Source organism: Leisingera aquaemixtae (assembly GCF_006740765.1).
GTDB classification, from domain to species: domain Bacteria; phylum Pseudomonadota; class Alphaproteobacteria; order Rhodobacterales; family Rhodobacteraceae; genus Leisingera; species Leisingera aquaemixtae.
This window is the reverse complement of record NZ_CP041159.1, coordinates 890760-909270: the sequence shown is the minus strand read 5'-3', so window position 1 is coordinate 909270 and position 18511 is coordinate 890760. Positions and strand designations below refer to the sequence as shown.

At 65.0% G+C, this 18511-nt stretch carries 16 protein-coding genes; 10 read left to right on the top strand and 6 right to left on the bottom strand.

Translation table 11 applies throughout. The annotated features are described in order from the left end of the window. Window positions 1-174 precede the first annotated feature (174 nt). The 4 genes from R2C4_RS06085 (at window position 175) to R2C4_RS06070 (ending at window position 5305) form a co-directional block, all read left to right on the top strand. The gene (locus R2C4_RS06085; RefSeq protein ID WP_141889980.1) at window positions 175-1878 is read left to right on the top strand and encodes a peptide ABC transporter substrate-binding protein; all 1704 of its coding nucleotides are present in this window, start codon (window positions 175-177) and stop codon (window positions 1876-1878) included. A gap of 149 nt (window positions 1879-2027) precedes the next feature. After that, window positions 2028-3035 carry an ABC transporter permease gene (locus tag R2C4_RS06080; protein ID WP_058287879.1) on the top strand — a complete coding sequence of 336 codons (1008 nt, stop codon included), beginning with the start codon at window positions 2028-2030 and terminating at the stop codon, window positions 3033-3035. Then, the gene (locus R2C4_RS06075) at window positions 3028-3999 is read left to right on the top strand and encodes an ABC transporter permease (RefSeq protein WP_208764526.1); all 972 of its coding nucleotides are present in this window, start codon (window positions 3028-3030) and stop codon (window positions 3997-3999) included. Before R2C4_RS06080 ends, R2C4_RS06075 begins: the two co-directional genes overlap by 8 nt. Window positions 4000-4231: 232 nt before the next feature. Continuing rightward, window positions 4232-5305: a YeeE/YedE family protein gene (locus tag R2C4_RS06070; RefSeq protein ID WP_141889979.1), complete on the top strand. Its 1074-nt coding sequence runs from the start codon at window positions 4232-4234 to the stop codon at window positions 5303-5305. Here R2C4_RS06070 and R2C4_RS06065 read toward each other — a convergent pair. The 5 genes from R2C4_RS06065 to R2C4_RS06045 form a co-directional block, all read right to left on the bottom strand. Beyond that, window positions 5241-6521 (bottom strand): DUF3422 family protein, encoded by a 1281-nt coding sequence (locus R2C4_RS06065; RefSeq protein WP_141889978.1) that lies wholly within the window; start codon window positions 6519-6521, stop codon window positions 5241-5243. The genes R2C4_RS06070 and R2C4_RS06065 overlap by 65 nt on opposite strands. 230 nt (window positions 6522-6751) lie before the next feature. Further along, window positions 6752-8179 (bottom strand): NAD(P)(+) transhydrogenase (Re/Si-specific) subunit beta, encoded by a 1428-nt coding sequence (locus R2C4_RS06060; RefSeq protein ID WP_141889977.1) that lies wholly within the window; start codon window positions 8177-8179, stop codon window positions 6752-6754. A 15-nt stretch (window positions 8180-8194) separates the two neighbouring features. Next, window positions 8195-9766 (bottom strand): Re/Si-specific NAD(P)(+) transhydrogenase subunit alpha, encoded by a 1572-nt coding sequence (locus tag R2C4_RS06055; RefSeq protein WP_141889976.1) that lies wholly within the window; start codon window positions 9764-9766, stop codon window positions 8195-8197. A 138-nt stretch (window positions 9767-9904) separates the two neighbouring features. Then, complete coding sequence (locus tag R2C4_RS06050; protein WP_141889975.1) at window positions 9905-10354, bottom strand: methyltransferase family protein; 450 nt, start codon at window positions 10352-10354, stop codon at window positions 9905-9907. Window positions 10355-10578: 224 nt separating this feature from the next. After that, on the bottom strand, window positions 10579-11529 hold the full coding sequence (locus tag R2C4_RS06045; RefSeq protein ID WP_141889974.1) for an MBL fold metallo-hydrolase: 951 nt from the start codon (window positions 11527-11529) through the stop codon (window positions 10579-10581). A gap of 144 nt (window positions 11530-11673) precedes the next feature. Here R2C4_RS06045 and R2C4_RS06040 point away from each other — a divergent pair, with 144 nt between their 5' ends. The 4 genes from R2C4_RS06040 to kynA all read left to right on the top strand — a co-directional run bounded on the left by R2C4_RS06040 (window position 11674) and on the right by kynA (window position 15059). Then, window positions 11674-12426 (top strand): SDR family NAD(P)-dependent oxidoreductase, encoded by a 753-nt coding sequence (locus R2C4_RS06040; protein ID WP_141889973.1) that lies wholly within the window; start codon window positions 11674-11676, stop codon window positions 12424-12426. Beyond that, the gene (locus tag R2C4_RS06035) at window positions 12426-12803 is read left to right on the top strand and encodes an MmcQ/YjbR family DNA-binding protein (RefSeq protein ID WP_141889972.1); all 378 of its coding nucleotides are present in this window, start codon (window positions 12426-12428) and stop codon (window positions 12801-12803) included. Before R2C4_RS06040 ends, R2C4_RS06035 begins: the two co-directional genes overlap by 1 nt. An 80-nt stretch (window positions 12804-12883) precedes the next feature. Continuing rightward, window positions 12884-14077 (top strand): kynureninase, encoded by a 1194-nt coding sequence (kynU, locus tag R2C4_RS06030; RefSeq protein WP_141889971.1) that lies wholly within the window; start codon window positions 12884-12886, stop codon window positions 14075-14077. A gap of 148 nt (window positions 14078-14225) precedes the next feature. Further along, complete coding sequence (kynA, locus tag R2C4_RS06025; RefSeq protein ID WP_141889970.1) at window positions 14226-15059, top strand: tryptophan 2,3-dioxygenase; 834 nt, start codon at window positions 14226-14228, stop codon at window positions 15057-15059. Between the two features lie 34 nt (window positions 15060-15093). Here kynA and R2C4_RS06020 read toward each other — a convergent pair whose 3' ends face one another. Beyond that, the gene (locus R2C4_RS06020; protein WP_141889969.1) at window positions 15094-15675 is read right to left on the bottom strand and encodes a TetR/AcrR family transcriptional regulator; all 582 of its coding nucleotides are present in this window, start codon (window positions 15673-15675) and stop codon (window positions 15094-15096) included. A 94-nt stretch (window positions 15676-15769) separates the two neighbouring features. On the opposite strand from R2C4_RS06020, the gene R2C4_RS06015 reads away from it, so the two are divergent. Both R2C4_RS06015 and R2C4_RS06010 read left to right on the top strand, forming a co-directional pair. Further along, window positions 15770-16234 (top strand): (2Fe-2S)-binding protein, encoded by a 465-nt coding sequence (locus tag R2C4_RS06015; RefSeq protein ID WP_141889968.1) that lies wholly within the window; start codon window positions 15770-15772, stop codon window positions 16232-16234. A gap of 3 nt (window positions 16235-16237) precedes the next feature. After that, window positions 16238-18478 carry a xanthine dehydrogenase family protein molybdopterin-binding subunit gene (locus tag R2C4_RS06010; protein WP_141889967.1) on the top strand — a complete coding sequence of 747 codons (2241 nt, stop codon included), beginning with the start codon at window positions 16238-16240 and terminating at the stop codon, window positions 18476-18478. Window positions 18479-18511: the final 33 nt, after the last annotated feature.

The following is an 18511-nucleotide window of genomic DNA, read 5'->3' as shown; positions in this document are numbered from 1 at the left end:
GCAGAGCGTCATGCGCCGGTCTGTCCGGCAACATGTTAAGAGTGCTTAATGCCTGCAATTCCGGCCTGCGCGCAGGTGCGATTGCGACCCTTCCGCAGCCATGCGGCAAATCTCCGGGCCCGCTGCGGTCCGGCCAACAAAAAGACACAAAACGTGTCCGACAAGGAGAGTGTGATGAAACTCAAATCCCTATTGATGGGGGCCGTTGCCACGGCGGCCCTGGCGCCGGCAGCCTTTGCTGAGCGCGGGTCCGATGGCCAGGTCAACATCATCTACTGGCAGGCGCCGTCGATCCTGAACCCGTTCCTGTCCGGCGGCACCAAGGACATCCAGGCCGCCTCGCTGGTGATTGAGCCGCTGGCCCGCTATGACCCCGAGGGCAACATGGTGCCCTATCTGGCAACCGAGATCCCGACCGTCGAGAACGGCGGCGTCAGCGAAGACCTGACCTCGATCACCTGGAAGATCGCACCCGGCATCAAGTGGTCCGATGGCACCGACTTCACCGCTCATGACGTGAAGTTCACCGCCGATTACTGTATGCACCCCGAAGGCGGCTGCGCGCAGCTGACCAAGTTCGAGGGTGTCACCTCCGTCGAGCTGGTGGACGACATGACCGTCAAGGTCACCTTCGACAAGCCGACCCCCTTCCCCTATGGCCCGTTCTCCGGCGGTGAAAGCCCGATCCTGCAGAAAGCGCAGTTCGAGAACTGCATGGGCGCCCGGGCGCCGGAATGCACCGACGCCAACTTTGCCCCCATCGGCACCGGTCCGTTTGTGGTGGATGAGTTCAAGCCGAACGACGTGATCACCATGTCGGCCAACCCCAACTACCGCGATCCGGCCAAGCCCGCGTTTGCCAAGGTGCTGTTCAAGGGCGGCGGTGACGCAACCGCTGCGGGCCGCGCGGTGATGGAAACCGGCGAGTTCGACTATGCCTGGAACCTGCAGCTGGCGCCGGAAGTGATCGCCCAGATGGAAGCAGGCGGCAAGGGCAAGCCGGTTGCGGGCTTCGGCTCGCTGGTGGAACGCATCATGCTGAACCAGACCGACCCGTCGCCGGACCTGCCGGAGGGCGAGCGCTCCACCGCCAAGCATCCGCATCCGTTCCTGAAGGACCCGGCGGTCTACAAGGCGATGTCGATGGCCATCGACCGTCCGCTGCTGGTGGAAATCGGCTATGGCAAGGCCGGCAAGGTCGGCTGCAACTGGGTGCCTGCGCCTGCGGCCTTTGCGTCTGACACCTTTGACTGCTCCACTCAGGACATCGAAGGCGCCAAGGCGATGCTGGAGGAAGCTGGTTACAAGGACACCAATGGCGACGGCGTGCGGGAAACCCCGGACGGCAAGCCGATGAAGATCCTGTACCAGACTTCGACCAACGCCGTGCGCCAGGACTTCCAGGCGCTGATCAAGGAGTGGTGGAGCCAGATCGGCATCGAATCCGAGCTGCGCAACATCAACGCCTCGGTGTTCTTCGGCGGCGACCCGGGTTCGCCCGACACCTTCCAGAAGTTCTATGCTGACGTGGAAATGTACGCCAACAACTTCGACGGCACCGACCCGCAGGCCTATCTGGCCAACGGCCTGTGCGACAAGGCACCGAAACCGGAATCCCAGTGGCAGGGTGAGAACATCTCGCGCTTCTGCAACGAGGAGTTCGACCAGCTGCACGCTGAGCTGACCAAGACTGCCGGCCTTGAGGCCCGCGCCGAAATCGGCCGCCGCCTCAACGACATCATGGTCGAAAACGGCGGCATGATCCCGCTGGTGCATCGCGGCCGCCTGTCGGCGCACTCCAACACGCTGGGCGGCGTTCACCTGAACGTCTGGGACAGCGAGCTGTGGAACGCAGCTGACTGGTACCGCATCAAGTAAGCAGCGCTTGCCTCACTTGGGGCCCTGACGTTACATCGGGGCCCCTTGCCATTCAGCATTGGTTACGTTTAACCGCCTGCGCGTGACATGGATGTGAGGCCCTCCCCGCCTGCTCCGACCTTAATACAAGTTGCAAAGGCGCCTACCTGATGCTGACCTTTACAATCCGGCGGCTGATCCTGGCAGTACCAACACTGCTGTTCATCAGCCTCGTGATCTTCCTGCTGCTGGAGCTCGCCCCGGGCGACCCGATGGCGCAGGTTCCCCTGACCGTGCCCCCTGAAGTCAAAGAGAAAATGCGCGAGGCGCTTGGCCTTGGCCAGCCGATGCATATCCGTTTCTGGAAATGGCTGGTGCAGTTCTTCTGGATCGAGCCGCAGGTTCTGATCGACCACTACCTGGGCACCTCCTTCTCTGCAGGCGACCTCAGGGTGATCTCCTGGCAGACCCGTTCGCCGGTGATGGACATCGTGATCCAGCGTATCCCGCAGACCCTGTGGGTGGTCGGCACCGCCTATGTGGTCGCCATCCTGATCGCGCTGCCGATCGGCATCTATTCCGCCTACCGCCAGTACAGCTGGTTCGACCAGCTGGGAACCTTCGTGTCGATGGTGGGCTTCTCGGTGCCGCCGTTCTTCTCCGGCGTGCTGGTGATCGTGATCTTCTCGGTGCAGCTGGGCTGGTTCCCGTCGATCTATGATACCACTCATACCGTCGACAGCTGGGACAGCTTTGTCTACCAGCTGAAGCAGATGATCATGCCGGTGATGGTGCTGGCGCTGCAGATCACCGCGCAGCTCTCCCGCTTCATGCGCGCCTCGATGCTGGACAACCTGAACCAGGACTATGTCCGCACCGCCCGCGCCAAGGGCCTGAGCGAATATGTGGTGGTGATGGTCCACGTACTGCGCAACTCGATGATCCCCGTGGTCACCGTGATCGCGCTCGGCATCCCGTCGATCTTTGGCGGTGCCATCATCACCGAGCAGGTGTTCAAGGTGAACGGCATCGGCCAGCTTCTGATCGGCGCCATCCAGGCCAACGACCTGCCGATGGTGCAGACGCTCACCTTCATCTTTGCGGTGCTGATCGTGCTGTTCAACCTGATCGCCGACGTGCTGTACGGCATTCTTGACCCGAGGATCCGCTATGACTGACAAGGAACGCTTTGTGCCCGACGAAGGCATGGCGCCCGCCTCGACCGCGGTGCCCGGCGCCGGCGCGCTGGAGGAGCTTCACAACCCGCCGCGCAGCCAGTGGCAGGATGTCTGGGACCAGTTCAAATCGCACCGCGGCGCGCTGATGGGCGGGGCCCTGTTCCTGTTCATCATCCTGGCGGTCTACCTGGGGCCTTATGTCTGGGACATTGACGCCACCAAGATCGACATCCGCGCCCGCAACCAGGGCCCCAGCTGGGCGCATCCCTTCGGCACCGATCAGCTGGGCCGCGACATGCTGGCCCGGATGATGGCAGGCGGCGCGACCTCGGTTTCCGTGGGCCTGACTGCGATGCTGCTGGCGCTGTTCCTGGGCTCCTTCATCGGGGTACTGGCCGGCTTCTTCAAGAGGCTGGACGGCCCGCTGATGCGGATGACCGACCTGTTCCTGGCGCTGCCGCTTCTGCCGCTGCTGCTGGTGATGATGCTCTTGTTCCGCGAGCCGCTGAATGCGGCCTTCGGGCCGGAACAGGGGATCTTTATCCTGATCGTGGCCTCGATCGGGGTGACCAGCTGGATGCCGACCGCGCGGATCGTGCGCGGCGATGTGCTGGCGCTGAAAGAGCGCGAGTTCGTGATGGCGGCGCGCTCCATCGGCACCACCAACAGCGGGCTGATCACCCGGCACATCCTGCCCAATGTGCTGTCGCCGATCATGGTCTCGGCCACGCTGGGCATCGCCACGGCGATCATTACGGAATCCTCGCTCTCCTTCCTCGGCCTCGGCTTCCCGCCGGACTTCCCGACCTGGGGACGGCTGCTGTTCGATGCGACCGATTACCTGCAGCAGTATCCTGAGCGGGTGTTCTGGCCCGGCATGGCGATCTCGCTGACGGTGCTGAGCGTGAATTACCTGGGCGACGGGTTGCGCGATGCGCTGGATCCGCGGATCCGCGGCCGCTGAGGCGGAACGCACGCACACATTCAAATAAAAACATGCCTTCTGGCCGCTTTCCCCAAAGCGGCCAGTTTGTTTTGCAGCAGCGCTGTCCGGCAAAATCAGCATTTCGCCCGGCCTGCCCAAGCCGGAACTTCTTCCCGCCCCTGCCCTGTTTTGACCGCCGTCCGCCGCTTGCCCGGGCACGAAAAACCCGCCATTGCGGGAAAACGTTCCAAATCCGCAGCTGGAGAGCGCCATGTTCGAAACATTCGGCTTTGAAGAGACCACAGCACGGGAGGTTTCCGTCCTGTTTGCGCTTGGCATCGGCGTCCTGTTCGGCGTGCTGGCGCAGCTGACCCGCTTCTGCTTCCGCCGCGCCCTGGCTGGTGAGGACCGCCGCCAGGCCGCAGGCGTCTGGGCAATGGCCCTGGCGGTGGCCGTTGCCGGCACCCAGGCGGCCGTGGCGCAGGGCTGGATCAGCTTTGCGGAGCACCGGCTGATGGCGCAGGACCTGCCGCTCTTGGCCATCGCGCTTGGCGGGCTGATGTTCGGCGCCGGCATGATCCTGACCCGCGGCTGCGCCTCGCGTCTGCTGGTGCTGGCGGGCAGCGGCAACCTGCGGGCACTTATGGTGATGGCTGTCTTTGCCATCACGGCCCATGCCACGCTGAAGGGCGTGCTGGCCCCGGTGCGCACCGCGCTTGGCGCGGTTACCCTGCCCGCGGGGGAGCAGGTCTCCCTTGCCGCCCTGCCCGGCGGCGCACTGCTGTGGAGCGGTGTGATCGTGGCGGCAGCCCTGTTGACCGCGCTGCGCTCCGGCAACCGGGCGCCCACGCTTGCTGGCGCGGCGGCGCTCGGCCTCTTGGTGCCCGTGGCCTGGGTTGGCACCGGCTATGTGCTGTTTGACGAATTCGACCCCATCGCGATGGAGAGCCTCTCCTTCACCGCCCCTGCCGCCGACACGCTGTTCTTCGTGATCGCCTCCAGCTCCATCCCTGCGGGATTTGGCGCCGGGCTGGCCGGCGGGGTGCTGGCCGGTGCGCTGGCCGCCACGGTGGTCAGCGGCAGCTTCCAGTGGCAAAGCTTCGAAAGCCCCCGCCAGACCGGCCGTTACCTGGCCGGTGCTCTGCTGATGGGCATGGGCGGCGTACTGGCCGGCGGCTGCACCGTGGGCGCCGGGCTGGCAGGCATTCCGACGCTCAGCCTCGCAGCCTTGCTGGCGCTGGCCTTCATCGCAGTTGGCGGCCTCGGCATGAACGCCGTGCTCAGTGCAGCTTCTTCCGGATCCGCCGCACGGCCAGCCATACCAGCCCGACAACCGGCAGAGTGATCAGCGCCGTCAGGCTGCCCTTGCTGATATCCAGCGCCGTTGTTAGCGGGTAAAGCGCATAGGCGGCCAGCGACACCGCGTAATAGCTGATCGCCACCACCGACAGCCCCTCAACCGTGTGCTGCAGCCTGAGCGCCATATCGGCGCGGCGGTCCATGCTGGCCAGCAGCGCCTGGTTCTGCGCAGACCGCTCGACATCCACCCGGGTCCGGAGCAGCTCCCCTGCCCTGCGGGCCCGGTCGGCCAGCGTCTCCAGCCGCTTTTCGGTGGATTTCACCGTGCGCATTGCCGGCTCAAACCGGCGCAGCATGAATTCCGCCAGCGTCTGGAACCCCTCATACCGCGTCTCGCGCAACAGGCTGACGCGCTGGCTGACCAGGGCGTCATAGGCCCCGGTGGCGCTGAACCGGAAAGCAGAGCGCGCCGCCATCGCCTCCAGCTCGGCGGAGACCGTAAGCAGCTGCGACAAGGTCTGCTCAGCCGGTGCTGATCCGGCTGTCATCGCAACCATCATCTCGCTCAGATGGGTGTCGAGCGCGCTGATGGTCGGAGTCAGGCCGCGGGCGCGGGAGAACCCCAGCATCGCCATCGCCCGGTAGGTTTCGATCTCGCACAAGCGCTGCACAATCCGGCCGATGCGCTGGCTGCCGGTCTCCGCGTTCGGAAACACCGCAAACCGCATGTGGCCCGCCGGGTCGATGCGGAAATCGCCCGCAATCACCGCGCTGCCGTCCAGCACCTGCGAGACCACCACGCTTTCCGGCACGAACCACTCCTGCGCCAGGGTCTTGACTGCGGCGTCCGCAGGCCGGGGCTCGACCCGGAACATCGTGGAGGTAATGCGCTGGCCCGGCGCGGCGGCCAGCCATTCCGCCGGGAACACCTCAAAATCCGCCGGATCAAAGGCCCGGGTGCCGGTCCCGTCGCTGTAGACGGTATAGCTGACGAACTCGGTATGCTGTTCCCACTTCAGCATGTGGCGGCCGATCTGCGCCATATAATGAGTCGCCCCCGGCTGCGGGTGCGGCGCACCGTGGCGGTCAAGCAGATCCGTCAGATGGTGCAGATCCTGCATCCGGTCGCGGTGTTCGGCCTCATTGGGCTGTTTGACCGCCAGGTAGACCACCGTGCAGGGGCTGGACATGGCGGGGAACGGCCGGGCGTGCAGTTCGTTGGTCAGCGGATACCGCAGGGGGTGGTCCTGGATCGGGGGCATTCTTGGTCTCCGGGGCAATGCCGGTGACCATAGAACGCCCTCGTAAAGATGTACAGAAATGTTTTATTTCAATGCGTTAGGTGAATGCAATGGTATACAGGGCCGGTGTTTCTGGGGGCTCTGCCCCCGGCCTGCGGCCTCCCCCGGGATATTTTCAGCCAGAAGAAGGGTCCGGAAATTGAGAAGGCGCCCCGGTTGGAGCGCCTTTCCCTGTCTTGTTGAGCATTGACCTACTGGATCAGGCCCAGCAGCGTATCGAGGCTCTGCTTTGCATCGCCATAGAACATGCGGGTGTTTTCCTTGAAGAACAGCGGGTTCTCGATGCCCGAGTACCCCGTGCCCTGGCCGCGTTTGGAGACAAACACCTGTTTCGCCTTCCAGCATTCCAGCACCGGCATGCCCGCGATGGGGGAGTTGGGGTCCTCCTGCGCCGCCGGGTTCACGATGTCGTTGGAGCCGATCACGATGGCCACATCCGTGTCCGGGAAATCCTCGTTGATCTCGTCCATTTCCAGCACGATGTCGTAAGGCACTTTCGCTTCGGCCAAGAGCACGTTCATGTGGCCCGGCAGGCGGCCTGCGACCGGGTGGATCGCAAAGCGCACGTTCTTGCCCTTGGCCCGCAGGCGGCGGGTCAGTTCGGCGACGTTCTGCTGCGCCTGCGCCACCGCCATGCCGTAGCCGGGGATGATCACCACGCTGTCGGCCTCCTCCAGCGCCGCCGCCACGCCGTCGGCGTCGATGGCGATCTGCTCGCCGTCGATCTCCATCGCCGGACCGGAGGTGCCGCCGAAGCCGCCCAGGATCACGCTGACAAAGGAGCGGTTCATCGCCTTGCACATGATGTAGCTGAGGATCGCACCGGAAGAGCCCACCAGCGCGCCGACCACGATCAGGAGGTCATTGCCCAAGCTGAAGCCGATGGCGGCCGCGGCCCAGCCGGAGTAGCTGTTCAGCATCGACACCACCACCGGCATGTCGGCGCCGCCGATGCCCATGATCAGGTGGTAGCCGATGAACAGCGCCGCCAGCGTCATCAGCACGAGGGGCAGGAAGCCGCCGGTGTTGAAGTACCAGATCAGGCAGAGCAAGGAGAGGCCCGCGGCGCCGGCGTTCAGCATGTGGCCGCCCGGCAGCTTGGTGGCCGCCGAGGTCACCTTGCCCGCCAGCTTGCCGAAGGCAATGACAGACCCGGTGAAGGTGATGGCGCCGATGAAGATGCCGAGGAAGAGTTCAACCCGCAGGAAGGCGATCTCCGCCGGGGTTTTCTTGGCAATGAGCTTGGCGAAGGTGCCGAGGTCCTCGGTGCTGGCGGCCGCCGCCACATTTCCGATTTCGAAATGCGCGATGAAGCCGACAAAGACCGCGGCCAGGCCGACCAGCGAGTGCATCGCGGCAACCAGCTGCGGCATCTCGGTCATCTGCACCTTCTTGGCGACATAGGTGCCGATGATGCCGCCGCCCGCGATCAGCAGCAGCGACAGCAGCCACAGGCCCGAGCCGGGGCCGATCAGGGTGGCAAAAACCGCCAGACCCATACCCGCGATGCCGTACCAGACCGCGCGTTTGGCGCTTTCCTGGTTGGACAGCCCGCCGAGGCTGAGGATGAACAGAACAGCCGCAACGACATAGGCGGCGGTGGTGAAACCGTAATCCATGAACTCGGCCCTTCTTTAAGATTTCTGGAACATGGCAAGCATGCGCCGGGTGACGAGGAAGCCGCCGAAGATGTTGATCCCGGCCATGAAGACGCTGAGCGCGGCGAGCAGGATCACCAGGAACGAGCCGGAGCCGATCTGCATCAAGGCGCCCAGGATGATGATCGAGGAGATCGCGTTGGTGACCGCCATCAGCGGCGTGTGCAACGAGTGCGCGACGCCCCAGATCACCTGGAAGCCCACGAAACAGGCCAGCGCAAAGACGATGAAATGCTGCATGAAGCTGACCGGCGCAAACAGGCCCACCAGCAACAGGAGCGCACCGCCCCCGGCCAGCAGCGTGACCTGGCTCCTGGTCTGCGCCTTGAAGGCCGCAACCTCCTTGGCGCGTTTTTCCTCCGGCGTCAGCTCCGGCACCGTCTCCTTGGGCTTGGCCGCAATCGCCTGCACCTTGGGCGGCGGCGGCGGGAAGGTGATCTCGCCCTCAAACGCCACGGTGGCGCCGCGGATCACGTCGTCCTCCATGTTGTGGTTGACCTGGCCGTCCTTGTCCGGCGTGAGGTCCGTCATCATGTGGCGGATGTTGGTGGCATAAAGGCTGGAGGCCTGCGCCGCCATCCGGCTGGGGAAGTCGGTGTAGCCGATGATGGTGACGCCGTTGTCCGTCACCACCTTCTCGTCCTTCACGGTGCCTTCCACATTGCCGCCGCGCTCGGCGGCCAGGTCGACGATGACCGATCCGGGCTTCATCGCCGCGACCATGTCGGCAAGCCACAGCTTGGGCGCGTCGCGGTTCGGGATCAGCGCGGTGGTGATGACGATGTCCATCTCCGGCGCCAGCTCGCGGAACTTAGCCAGTTGCGCTTCGCGGAATTCCGGAGAAGAAACAGCCGCATAGCCGCCGGTGGCGGCGCCGTCCTGCTGGTCCTCCTCGAAGTCGAGATAGACGAACTCGGCGCCCATCGATTCCACCTGCTCGGCCACTTCGGGCCGCACGTCGAAGGCATAGGTCACCGCGCCAAGCGAGGTGGAGGTGCCGATGGCGGCAAGCCCTGCCACACCGGCGCCGACCACCAGCACCTTGGCGGGCGGCACCTTGCCTGCGGCGGTGATCTGGCCGGTGAAGAAGCGGCCGAAGTTGTTGCCTGCCTCGATCACCGCGCGGTAGCCCGCGATATTGGCCATGGAGCTGAGCGCATCCATCTTCTGCGCGCGGGAGATTCGCGGCACCATTTCCATGGCGATCACATTGGCGCCCTTGGCCTTGGCGAGCGCCATGCCGTCTTCGTTTCCGGCCGGATTGAAGAAGGAGATCAGCGTCTTGCCCTTGGCCAGCCGCTTCAGCTCGGCGGCATCCGGCTGGCGCACCTTGGCGATGATATCGGCGGCCTTCCACAGCGCGGCCGGTGTCTTGAGGATCTCGACCCCGGCGGCTTCATAAGCGGCATCGGAAAACCCCGCCGCCGCCCCGGCCCCCGTCTCGATCGCGCAGTCATAGCCCAGCTTCTGCAGCTGAACCGCAGACTCCGGCGTCATCGCAACGCGGTTTTCACCCGCATAAGTTTCTTTTGGTGTTCCTATTTTCACCTTGTCGGTCCCCCTCGTCCTGCCCGTGCCAGCATCCTCTGGGTACGGATCACAATGATTTTCTCTACAATGCGCAAGATTATTGCGCAAGGATTTTGCTGCGTTGCCGCAAAGTCATGCCGCAACGCCGCGTTCCGGTCAGATCCAGCGGCGCACTTTCCGCTCGTACCGGGCCCAGTCGGCGCGGAACGTCCGGCGCATCCTGTCCTCTTCCGGGATGACAAAGCGTTTCTCCAGCAGCCAGAGGAAAACCGGGATCAGCGGCAGCGACAGCACCGCGTCGAACCAGAGGATGAGACCCGCCAGGATCAGCACATCGCCCAGGTAGATCGGGTTGCGGCTGCGGCTGAAAATGCCCGACTGCACCAGGCGGCTGGGCGTCTGGTGCGGCAGGACCGTGGTCTTTTGCCGCCGCATCTCGGTGATGGCGAGCAAAGCCAGCAACAGGCCGCCGCCCAGGAGGACGCCGCCCAGAAACTCTGCCCAGGCGCCGCCGAAAGAGAGTCCGAGCGAAAAAAGCCGCGCTTGCAGCCATGCGATCAGCACACCGCCCGCAAGCCACACAGGCGGCACATCCAGCCACCGCATCAGGCCCCGCCTCCTTGCAGAATATGTCCGGAATTCATGCACATCGCGGGCAGTTTTCCCTTATCCGTCCTGGCCGTCCAGACCGGTTCGGCCGGGACTGTTAGAAAAGGACAAAATGCCCCTCGTGCCGCAGAAACGACGAATCCGTTCCGGCTTGCGGCATGATCCTGCACAAATTCACCGGTTTGCCTAAGTATATTTTTGTGTACCGCAGCGGGGCCGGCTCACTCCCACTCCATTTCCTCAAAAACCCGGCCCGCGTTCTTGGTCGCCAGCTCTTCGAAGGTATCGAGGGACTTCCACTGCTCCTGGTCAACATAGTAAGCGCTGGCGAGGTCTCCGCCCGCCTCGATGTGGGCGCCGACCTTGGCCCGCAGATCCGTCAGGTAGTCGAGCGTGTAACGGCGCACCTGCGGCAAATTGGTCGGGTGGCCGTGGCCCGGGATCACATAGGCGGGGTCAAGCGGCTTCAGCTTGTCCTGCCAGGTTTCGATCCAGCATTTGGTGCAAGTGTGCGGAAAGATGGGCAGCATGCGTTCGTGAAAGGCGATGTCGCCGGCAATCAGCAGATCCCACGCGGGGATCCAGACCTGAATGTCGCCCGGGTCATGCGCCGGCCCCAGGTGCAGCACCTGCATCTCCACCCCGCCCAGGGAGAGGTCATAGCGGTCCTCGAACGACAGGTTGGCGTGTTCCACCCGCGTCTCCCCGGCCCGGTCCTTGTTGTAGCCGCGCATCCGCTGCAGGATCAGGTCGCTGTTTTCCTGCGTCTCGGCAATCGCCTCGGCATGGGCCAGCACATCCACCCCCTGATCCCGCCAGTAGCCGTTGCCGAGCATGGCATGGCCCTGCCCGTTTTCGTTGATCACCAGCACCACCGGCTGATCCGTCACCTGCTTGATTTCGTCGTGCAGCGCCTTAGCGAGCGCATCAGAGGCACCGGCATTTATCACCACCACGCCTTCGGAGGTCACGATGAAGGAGAGGTTGTTGTTATGGCCTGCGTTTTCATAGGTCGGCGGCGCGGTGGCGCCGATGGCGGAGAAGACATGCGGGATGACCTCCACCGGTTTGGAGTAAAGCTCGGACTGCGGGTACTGGTCGGCAATGTCCTCGCTGGCATGGGCGGCAAGGGGCATCAGCAAGGCGGCGCTGAGGGCGGCAATGGCTTTCATCGGAAATCTCCCTGAAGGTCTGAAGCGACATTCACACATGTGAATATGACTGTAAACGCCCTGCGTGTGCGTCCTGACGGCACGGCGGGGTTGCCAGAGGCACCAGCCCGGTTAGGCTGCCTGCAAACAGGGAGGTCCGGGAATATGACACTGGAAGGCAAACACGCGCTGGTCACGGGCGGCGGCACCGGGATCGGGCTGGCGATTGCACAGGCTCTGGCCGCTGAGGGCGCGCAAGTCACCATCACCGGGCGCAGGCACGAGGTTCTGGAGGAGGTTGCGACGCAGGGCCTGCATCCGATGGCGATGGATGTGCGCATAGAGGAGGACGTCGCGGCCAAGGTGGACGCCGCGGTGGCCGCGCGCGGGCCGGTACAGATCTGCGTGGCCAATGCAGGCGTTGCGGAGGGTGCTGCGCTGCACAAGACCTCGATGGAGTTTTGGCGCAACATGATGGCGACCAACCTGGACGGTGCCTTTCTGACGATCCGGGAGTGTTTCAAGTCGATGCGGCAGACCGACTGGGGTCGGGTGATCACCGTGTCCTCCATCGCCGGGCTGCGGGGGCTGAAGGGGGCTGCCTGCTACTCTGCCAGCAAACACGGGATGATCGGGCTGACCCGGGCGCTGAGCGAGGACTACCTGGGGACGCCGTTCACCTTCAACGCGCTGTGCCCCGGCTATGTCGACACCCCGATTGTCGAGCGCAATGTTACCGCGATCTCGCAGCGCGCAGGCATCAGCGCGGTGGAGGCGATGGACGTGATGGTGAACGCCAACCGCCACAAGCGGCTGATCGAGCCCAGCGAGGTCGCAGCCGCTGCGCTGTGGCTGTGCGGGCCCGGGTCGGGGTCGGTGAACGGGCAGTGCATTGAAATCGCAGGCGGGCAGACCTGATGGACCGGGAGGCTTTCAACGTCTTCTGCGCCACCTTTCCGGCGGCGGAGCACGTAGTGCAATGGGGCAATTCGGACGTCTGGAAGGCGGGCGGCAAGCTGTTTGCGGTCTGCGGCTGGGCTGACGGCAGGGATGCCTTCACCTTCAAAGCCGGCGATATTGCCTTTGAAGTGCTGCAGGAGCGCCCCGGCATCCGCCCGGCGCCCTATCTGGCCTCGCGCGGAATGAAATGGCTGCAGCAATTTGACGACAATGGCCTCACCGCCGCGGAGCTTGAGGAACAGATCACCCTGTCCTATCAGATGGTCACTGCGAATCTGTCCAAAAAGAAGCGCGCCGAGCTGGGTATCCCGGACCCGCAGCCGGCCAAGCCCTAGGCACTGGACAGAAAGGCGCGGATGCGGTAGCACTCGCGGAAAGCTTCAAGCTTAAAATACCCACTGCACGCGAGGCCCCGATGACCGATTTTGCCGCAACCAAGGCGATGTTCGACCTGCCTGAGGGCGTGATTTATCTGGACGGGAACTCGCTGGGTCCGCTGCCGCGCGCTGCAAAGGAGCGCGTCGGTGCGATGATGCAGGACGAATGGGGGCAGATGCTGATCACCGGCTGGAACAAGGCCGGCTGGATGGACAAGCCCAAGGCGCTGGGGGACCGGATCGGGCGGCTGATCGGGGCGGAGCCGGGCCATGTGGTGATGGGCGACACGCTGTCGATCAAGGTCTACCAGGCGGTTGCCTCAGCGCTGGAGCTGAATCCGGGCCGCAAGGTGGTGCTGTCGGACAATGGCAACTTTCCAACCGACCTCTACATGGCCAGCGGGCTGCTGAAATCGCTGGGGCCGGACTATGAGCTGCGGGTGGTCGACCCGGAGGCGGTCGAGGATGCTATCACCGAGGAAATCGCGGTGCTGATGATCACCGAGGTGGATTACCGCACCGGCCGCAAGCACGACATGAAGGCGCTGACCGAAAAGGCCCATGCCCATGGCGTGCTGACGGTCTGGGATCTGGCCCATTCGGCAGGTGCCATTCCGGTGGATCTGGCCGGGTGCCGCGCGGATTTCGCGGTCGGCTGCACCTACAAATACCTCAATGGCGGCCCCGGCGCGCCGGCCTTCATCTATGTCTCGCCGCGTCACGCAGAGACCGCCCGCCCCGCCCTGTCGGGCTGGCTGGGACATGAAGCCCCCTTTGCTTTTGACCTCGACTACCGGCCCGGCAGCGGCATCGACCGGATGCGGGTCGGCACCCCGCCGATCCTGCAGCTGACCGCGCTGGAGGCGGCGATGGACATCTGGGACAAGGCGGACATGGACAGCGTGCGCGCCAAGTCCATCGAACTGTGCGATCTGTTCATCGCCGGGGTGGAACGGACCTGCCCGCAGCTTGAACTGGCCTCGCCCCGCGATCCGGCGTTCCGCGGCAGCCAGGTGTCGTTCAAATTCGACGAGGGCTATGCCGCGATGCAGGCGCTGATTGCCCGCGGCGTGATCGGCGACTTCCGGGCGCCGGACATCATGCGCTTCGGCTTTACCCCGCTCTACATCGACGAGGGCGACGTGCGCGCAGCGGTGGAGATCATCGCCGATGTGATGGCAAACGCTTCGTGGGACCGCCCGGAATACATGGTCCGCCACGCGGTCACCTGATGCGCCGCACCCGCTCATATCACCTGCCGCTTTGCCGCCCGGCGGGCTGGGTCGCGCTGTGGCGCCGCCTGGCCCAGTGCGGCACCCTGAACCGGAGGACGCATTCCTTTCCCTGACATATACTGCCCTAAGGAAAAGGAACGCTACGATGACCCAACCCTATGATCCCGCCGACGACGGCGCCCAGATGTCCTTTGACGGGCGCATGTCCTATGGCGATTACCTGTCGCTCGACATGCTGCTGAATGCGCAAAAGACATGGACCGATACCCATGACGAGATGCTGTTCATCATCCAGCACCAGACCTCTGAGCTGTGGATGCGGCTGGCCATTCACGAACTGACCGCCGCCCGCGAACAGCTGCTGGCCGGCAAGGCGCACCATGCATTCAAGATGCTGGCCCGCGTGGCGCGCATCTTTGAGCAGCTGAACTCCGCCTGGGACGTTCTGCGCACCATGACGCCCTCGGATTACACAGCGTTCCGGGATGAGCTGGGCCAAAGCTCCGGCTTTCAGTCGCACCAGTACCGGCAGATCGAATTCATGCTGGGCAACCGCAACAAGGCGATGCTGCGCCCGCACTCCCACCGTCCGGACATCCTGGCCCTGCTGGAAGCCGAGCTGGCACAGCCGTCGCTCTACGACGTGGCTTTGAAAGCTCTGTCGCAACGTTTCCCGTTGCCGGACGAAGTGCTGAACCGGGATGTGTCCGAAGCCTATGTGCCGCATGAGGCCGTGCAGGCCGCCTGGACCGAAGTCTACCGCGACACCGAAACCCATTGGGAGCTGTATGAGCTGGCCGAGAAGCTGGTGGATTTCGAGGACTACTTCCGCCGCTGGCGCTTCAACCACGTGACCACGGTGGAGCGCGTCATCGGCTTCAAGCGCGGCACCGGCGGCACCGGCGGCGTCAGCTATCTGAAACGGATGCTGGAAGTGGAGCTGTTCCCCGAGCTCTGGCACCTGCGCACCGAACTGTAAGGAACGCGCGGTCAGGCGCGTCCGGCCCGCCCCTTCAGCGCGGCGTCAGCCCGGCCCCGACGAGGGCCGCCAGCTGGCGCACCCCGGCCTGATAGGCGGCAAAATCGCCGGCGGTTTGCTTGATGCCTTTGAGGGACGCGCACACCGTCCGGGCGATCACGCCGGCATCCCCGGGCAGCGCCGCCTGCCCGGCCTCTGCCTGCTGCTGCAGCCAGGCGGCGTAAAGCCCGCACAAAGCCGCCTCGCCCGCTTCGATCTCCTCACCCGCGACGCTCTTGGTGACCTCGAACAGCTCCATCCCGTGCGGCGAGGCCATCATCGACTCGATCGCTTCGCCGCCCTGCCCCTGAAAGGCGGCCAGCAGACGGTCGGACAGGGTGCCATGCGAGGCCAGCCCGGCCCGGACGTTCTCTGCCGCATTGCCGTAATACACGGCCACAAGCGCCCGGAAGATCGCTTCCTTGTTTTTGAAATGCAGATAGAGGGCAGGGCGCGACATGCCTGCCCCCTTGGCAATGTCGTCCATCGAGGTCTTGCGGAACCCATAGGCGGAGAAGGCCGCCCAGGCGGCCTCAAGGATTGCCTGCTGTTTTGGATCAATGCCTGCCATGTTCATGGTTCAGCCTCTGACAGAAATTGCAAAAAATGTCAATTGACATTCTGACACTTTCGATTACATTTGTCAGCATCCCAGCAGAGGAAGACAGGCCATGTCCACCACGCTTCGCATCAACGGAAAATCCCATCAGGTGGACCTGCCTGATGATGTCCCCCTGCTGTGGGTGCTGCGCGATGAGGTCGGCCTCACCGGCACCAAGTTCGGCTGCGGCGTGGCCGCCTGCGGCGCCTGCACCGTGCATATCGGCGGCGAGGCCGTGCGCTCCTGCCAGGTGGCGTTGTCGGATGTCTGGGGCGAGGTGACCACGATCGAGGGCCTTGGCACCCCGGATGCCATGGCCGCGATCCAGCAGGCCTGGGTGGAGCATCAGGTGGCGCAATGCGGTTATTGCCAGTCCGGCCAGATCATGCAGGCGGCCAGCCTGTTGGCGGAAAACCCGGCCCCCTCAGATGCGGAAATTGACGAGGCGATGCAAGGCAACCTGTGCCGCTGCGGCACCTACCCGCGGATCCGCGCCGCCATTCACGCCGCCGCCCAGAAGATGCAGGAGGCGTAACCGATGGCCAGCTTCAAGAAAATCGCCCGCCGCTCCTTCCTGATCGGGTCCGCCGCCATCGTTGGCGGGGTTGCCTTTGGCGCCTATTACGTCAGCCGCCCTGCCCCGAACCCGCTGCAACCGGGCGACGGGGAAGTGGCGTTCAACCCGTTTGTGATGATCTCGGACCGGAAGATCACCCTGATCGCCCCGCGCGCCGAGATGGGCCAGGGCGTGCATACAACCTGGGCCGCGCTGATCGCCGAGGAGCTGGACGTGACGCTGGAGCAGGTGGAGGTGCTGCACGGCCCCGCCGCCAAGGCCTATTACAACTCTGCCCTGATGAGCGAGGCGCTGCCGAGCACCGGCTATGACAAGTCCAGGTTCATGCACTCTCTGGGCGAACTGCTGGGCCAGGCGGGCAAGCTGCTGGATCTGCAGGTGACCGGCGGCTCGACCTCGATGAAAGACGGGTTTGAGCGGATGCGGCTGGCCGGTGCCTCAGCCCGCGAGACGCTGAAGGAGGCCGCAGCCCAGCGCCTGGGCGTCAGCCGCGGCCAGCTTAGCACCAAGGACGGCACCGTGGTCGCGCCGGATGGCGCGGAGATCGCCTATACCGAGCTGGCAGCAGATGCGGCCCGGCTGGAGCCGGTGGACGCGCCCCTGCGCCCGCGCAGCGAATGGCGGCTGCTGGGCACGTCCCAGCCGCGGGTGGACATGGCGGGCAAGGCCACCGGCACCGCGCAGTTCGGCATTGATGTGCGCCTGCCCGGCATGAAGTTCGCGGCCCTCAAGGCGAACCCGCATCTGGGCGGCGCGATGAAGGGCTTTGACGCCGCCACTGCCCTGCGAATGCCGGGCATCGAACGGGTCGCGGATCTTGGCGATGCGGTTGCCGCTGTCGGCCGCAACACTTGGCTGGCGATCCAGGCACTGGAAGCGATCGAATTCGACTGGGGGGCAGCCCCCATCCCGGCCAGCCAGGAAGACATCTCCGCCGCAATCCGCGCGGCGTTTGAGGCCAGGCCGAACTCCACTCTGCGCGATGACGGCGACGCCGAGACCCTGCCGGACGGCGCGCAGGAGGTAACGGCGGACTACGAGGCGCCCTATCTGGCGCATGCCACCATGGAGCCGCTCAACGCCACTGCGCTGTTCGATGGCTCCCGCCTGCAGATCTGGTGCGGCAGCCAGGGGCCGATGCTGGTGCGGGATCACTGCGCCAAGGCACTGGGGATCGCACCGGAGCAGGTGGAGGTGAACACCACCCTGATGGGCGGCGGCTTCGGGCGCCGGGGCGAGGCCGACTTTGCCGTCTATGCCGCGCGCCTGGCCGGGCAGATGCCGGGCACCCCGGTGCAGCTGACCTGGAGCCGCGAGGAGGACATGACCCATGATTTCTACCGCCCGGCCTCAGTGGCGCGGTTCCGCGGTGCGGTGAAGGACGGCAAGGCGCTGCTGCTGGACGGGCAGATTGCCGGCCAGTCGCCGACCGCGCAGGCGATGAAGCGCTGGATCGGCCTGCCGCCCAGCGGCCCGGACGCCGCCCTGACCGACGGCGCCTTCAACCAGCCCTACGCTATCCCGAATTACCGCATCCGCGGCTATGCAGCGGACCTGCAAATCCCGGTGGGTTTCTGGCGTTCCGTCGGCGCGTCGATCAACGGCTTTTTCATGGAGAGCTTTGTGGACGAGCTGGCCCATGCGGCGGGCGCCGACCCGCTGGCGTTCCGCCTTGAACTGGCGCGCGAGGAATGGGCCCCCGCCGCCAAGGTGCTGGAGTCGGTCCGGGAGATGTCCGGCTGGACCGGCACGACGCCGGAGGGCGTGGGCCGCGGTGTTGCCATGACCTATAGCTTCGGCACTCCGGTGGCGCAGGTTATCGAAGTCGCAGAGGACGACGGGCTGATCCGGCTCCGCAAAGCCTGGATCGCCGCTGACCTTGGGGTTGCGCTGGACCCGCGGAACCTGGAGGCGCAGATGTTTGGCGGCATGGCCTATGGGCTGTCGGCAGCGATGTTCGGAGAAATCACCTTTGCCGATGGCGCTGCGGAGCAGGTGAATTTCCCCGATTACGACGCCATCCGCATGCATACGATGCCTGAGGTGGAGGTGCGCATTCTGGAGGAGCAGCCGCATATCGGCGGCGCGGGCGAGCCCGGCACGCCGCCCGCGGCCCCGGCCCTGGCAAACGCGCTGTTCGACCTCACCGGCAAGCGGGCGCGGCGGCTGCCGCTGGCGCGGGACTTCGATCTGCTGGCCTGAACGCAGCCGCAGCCAGCCCCCGCTGGCCGCGCG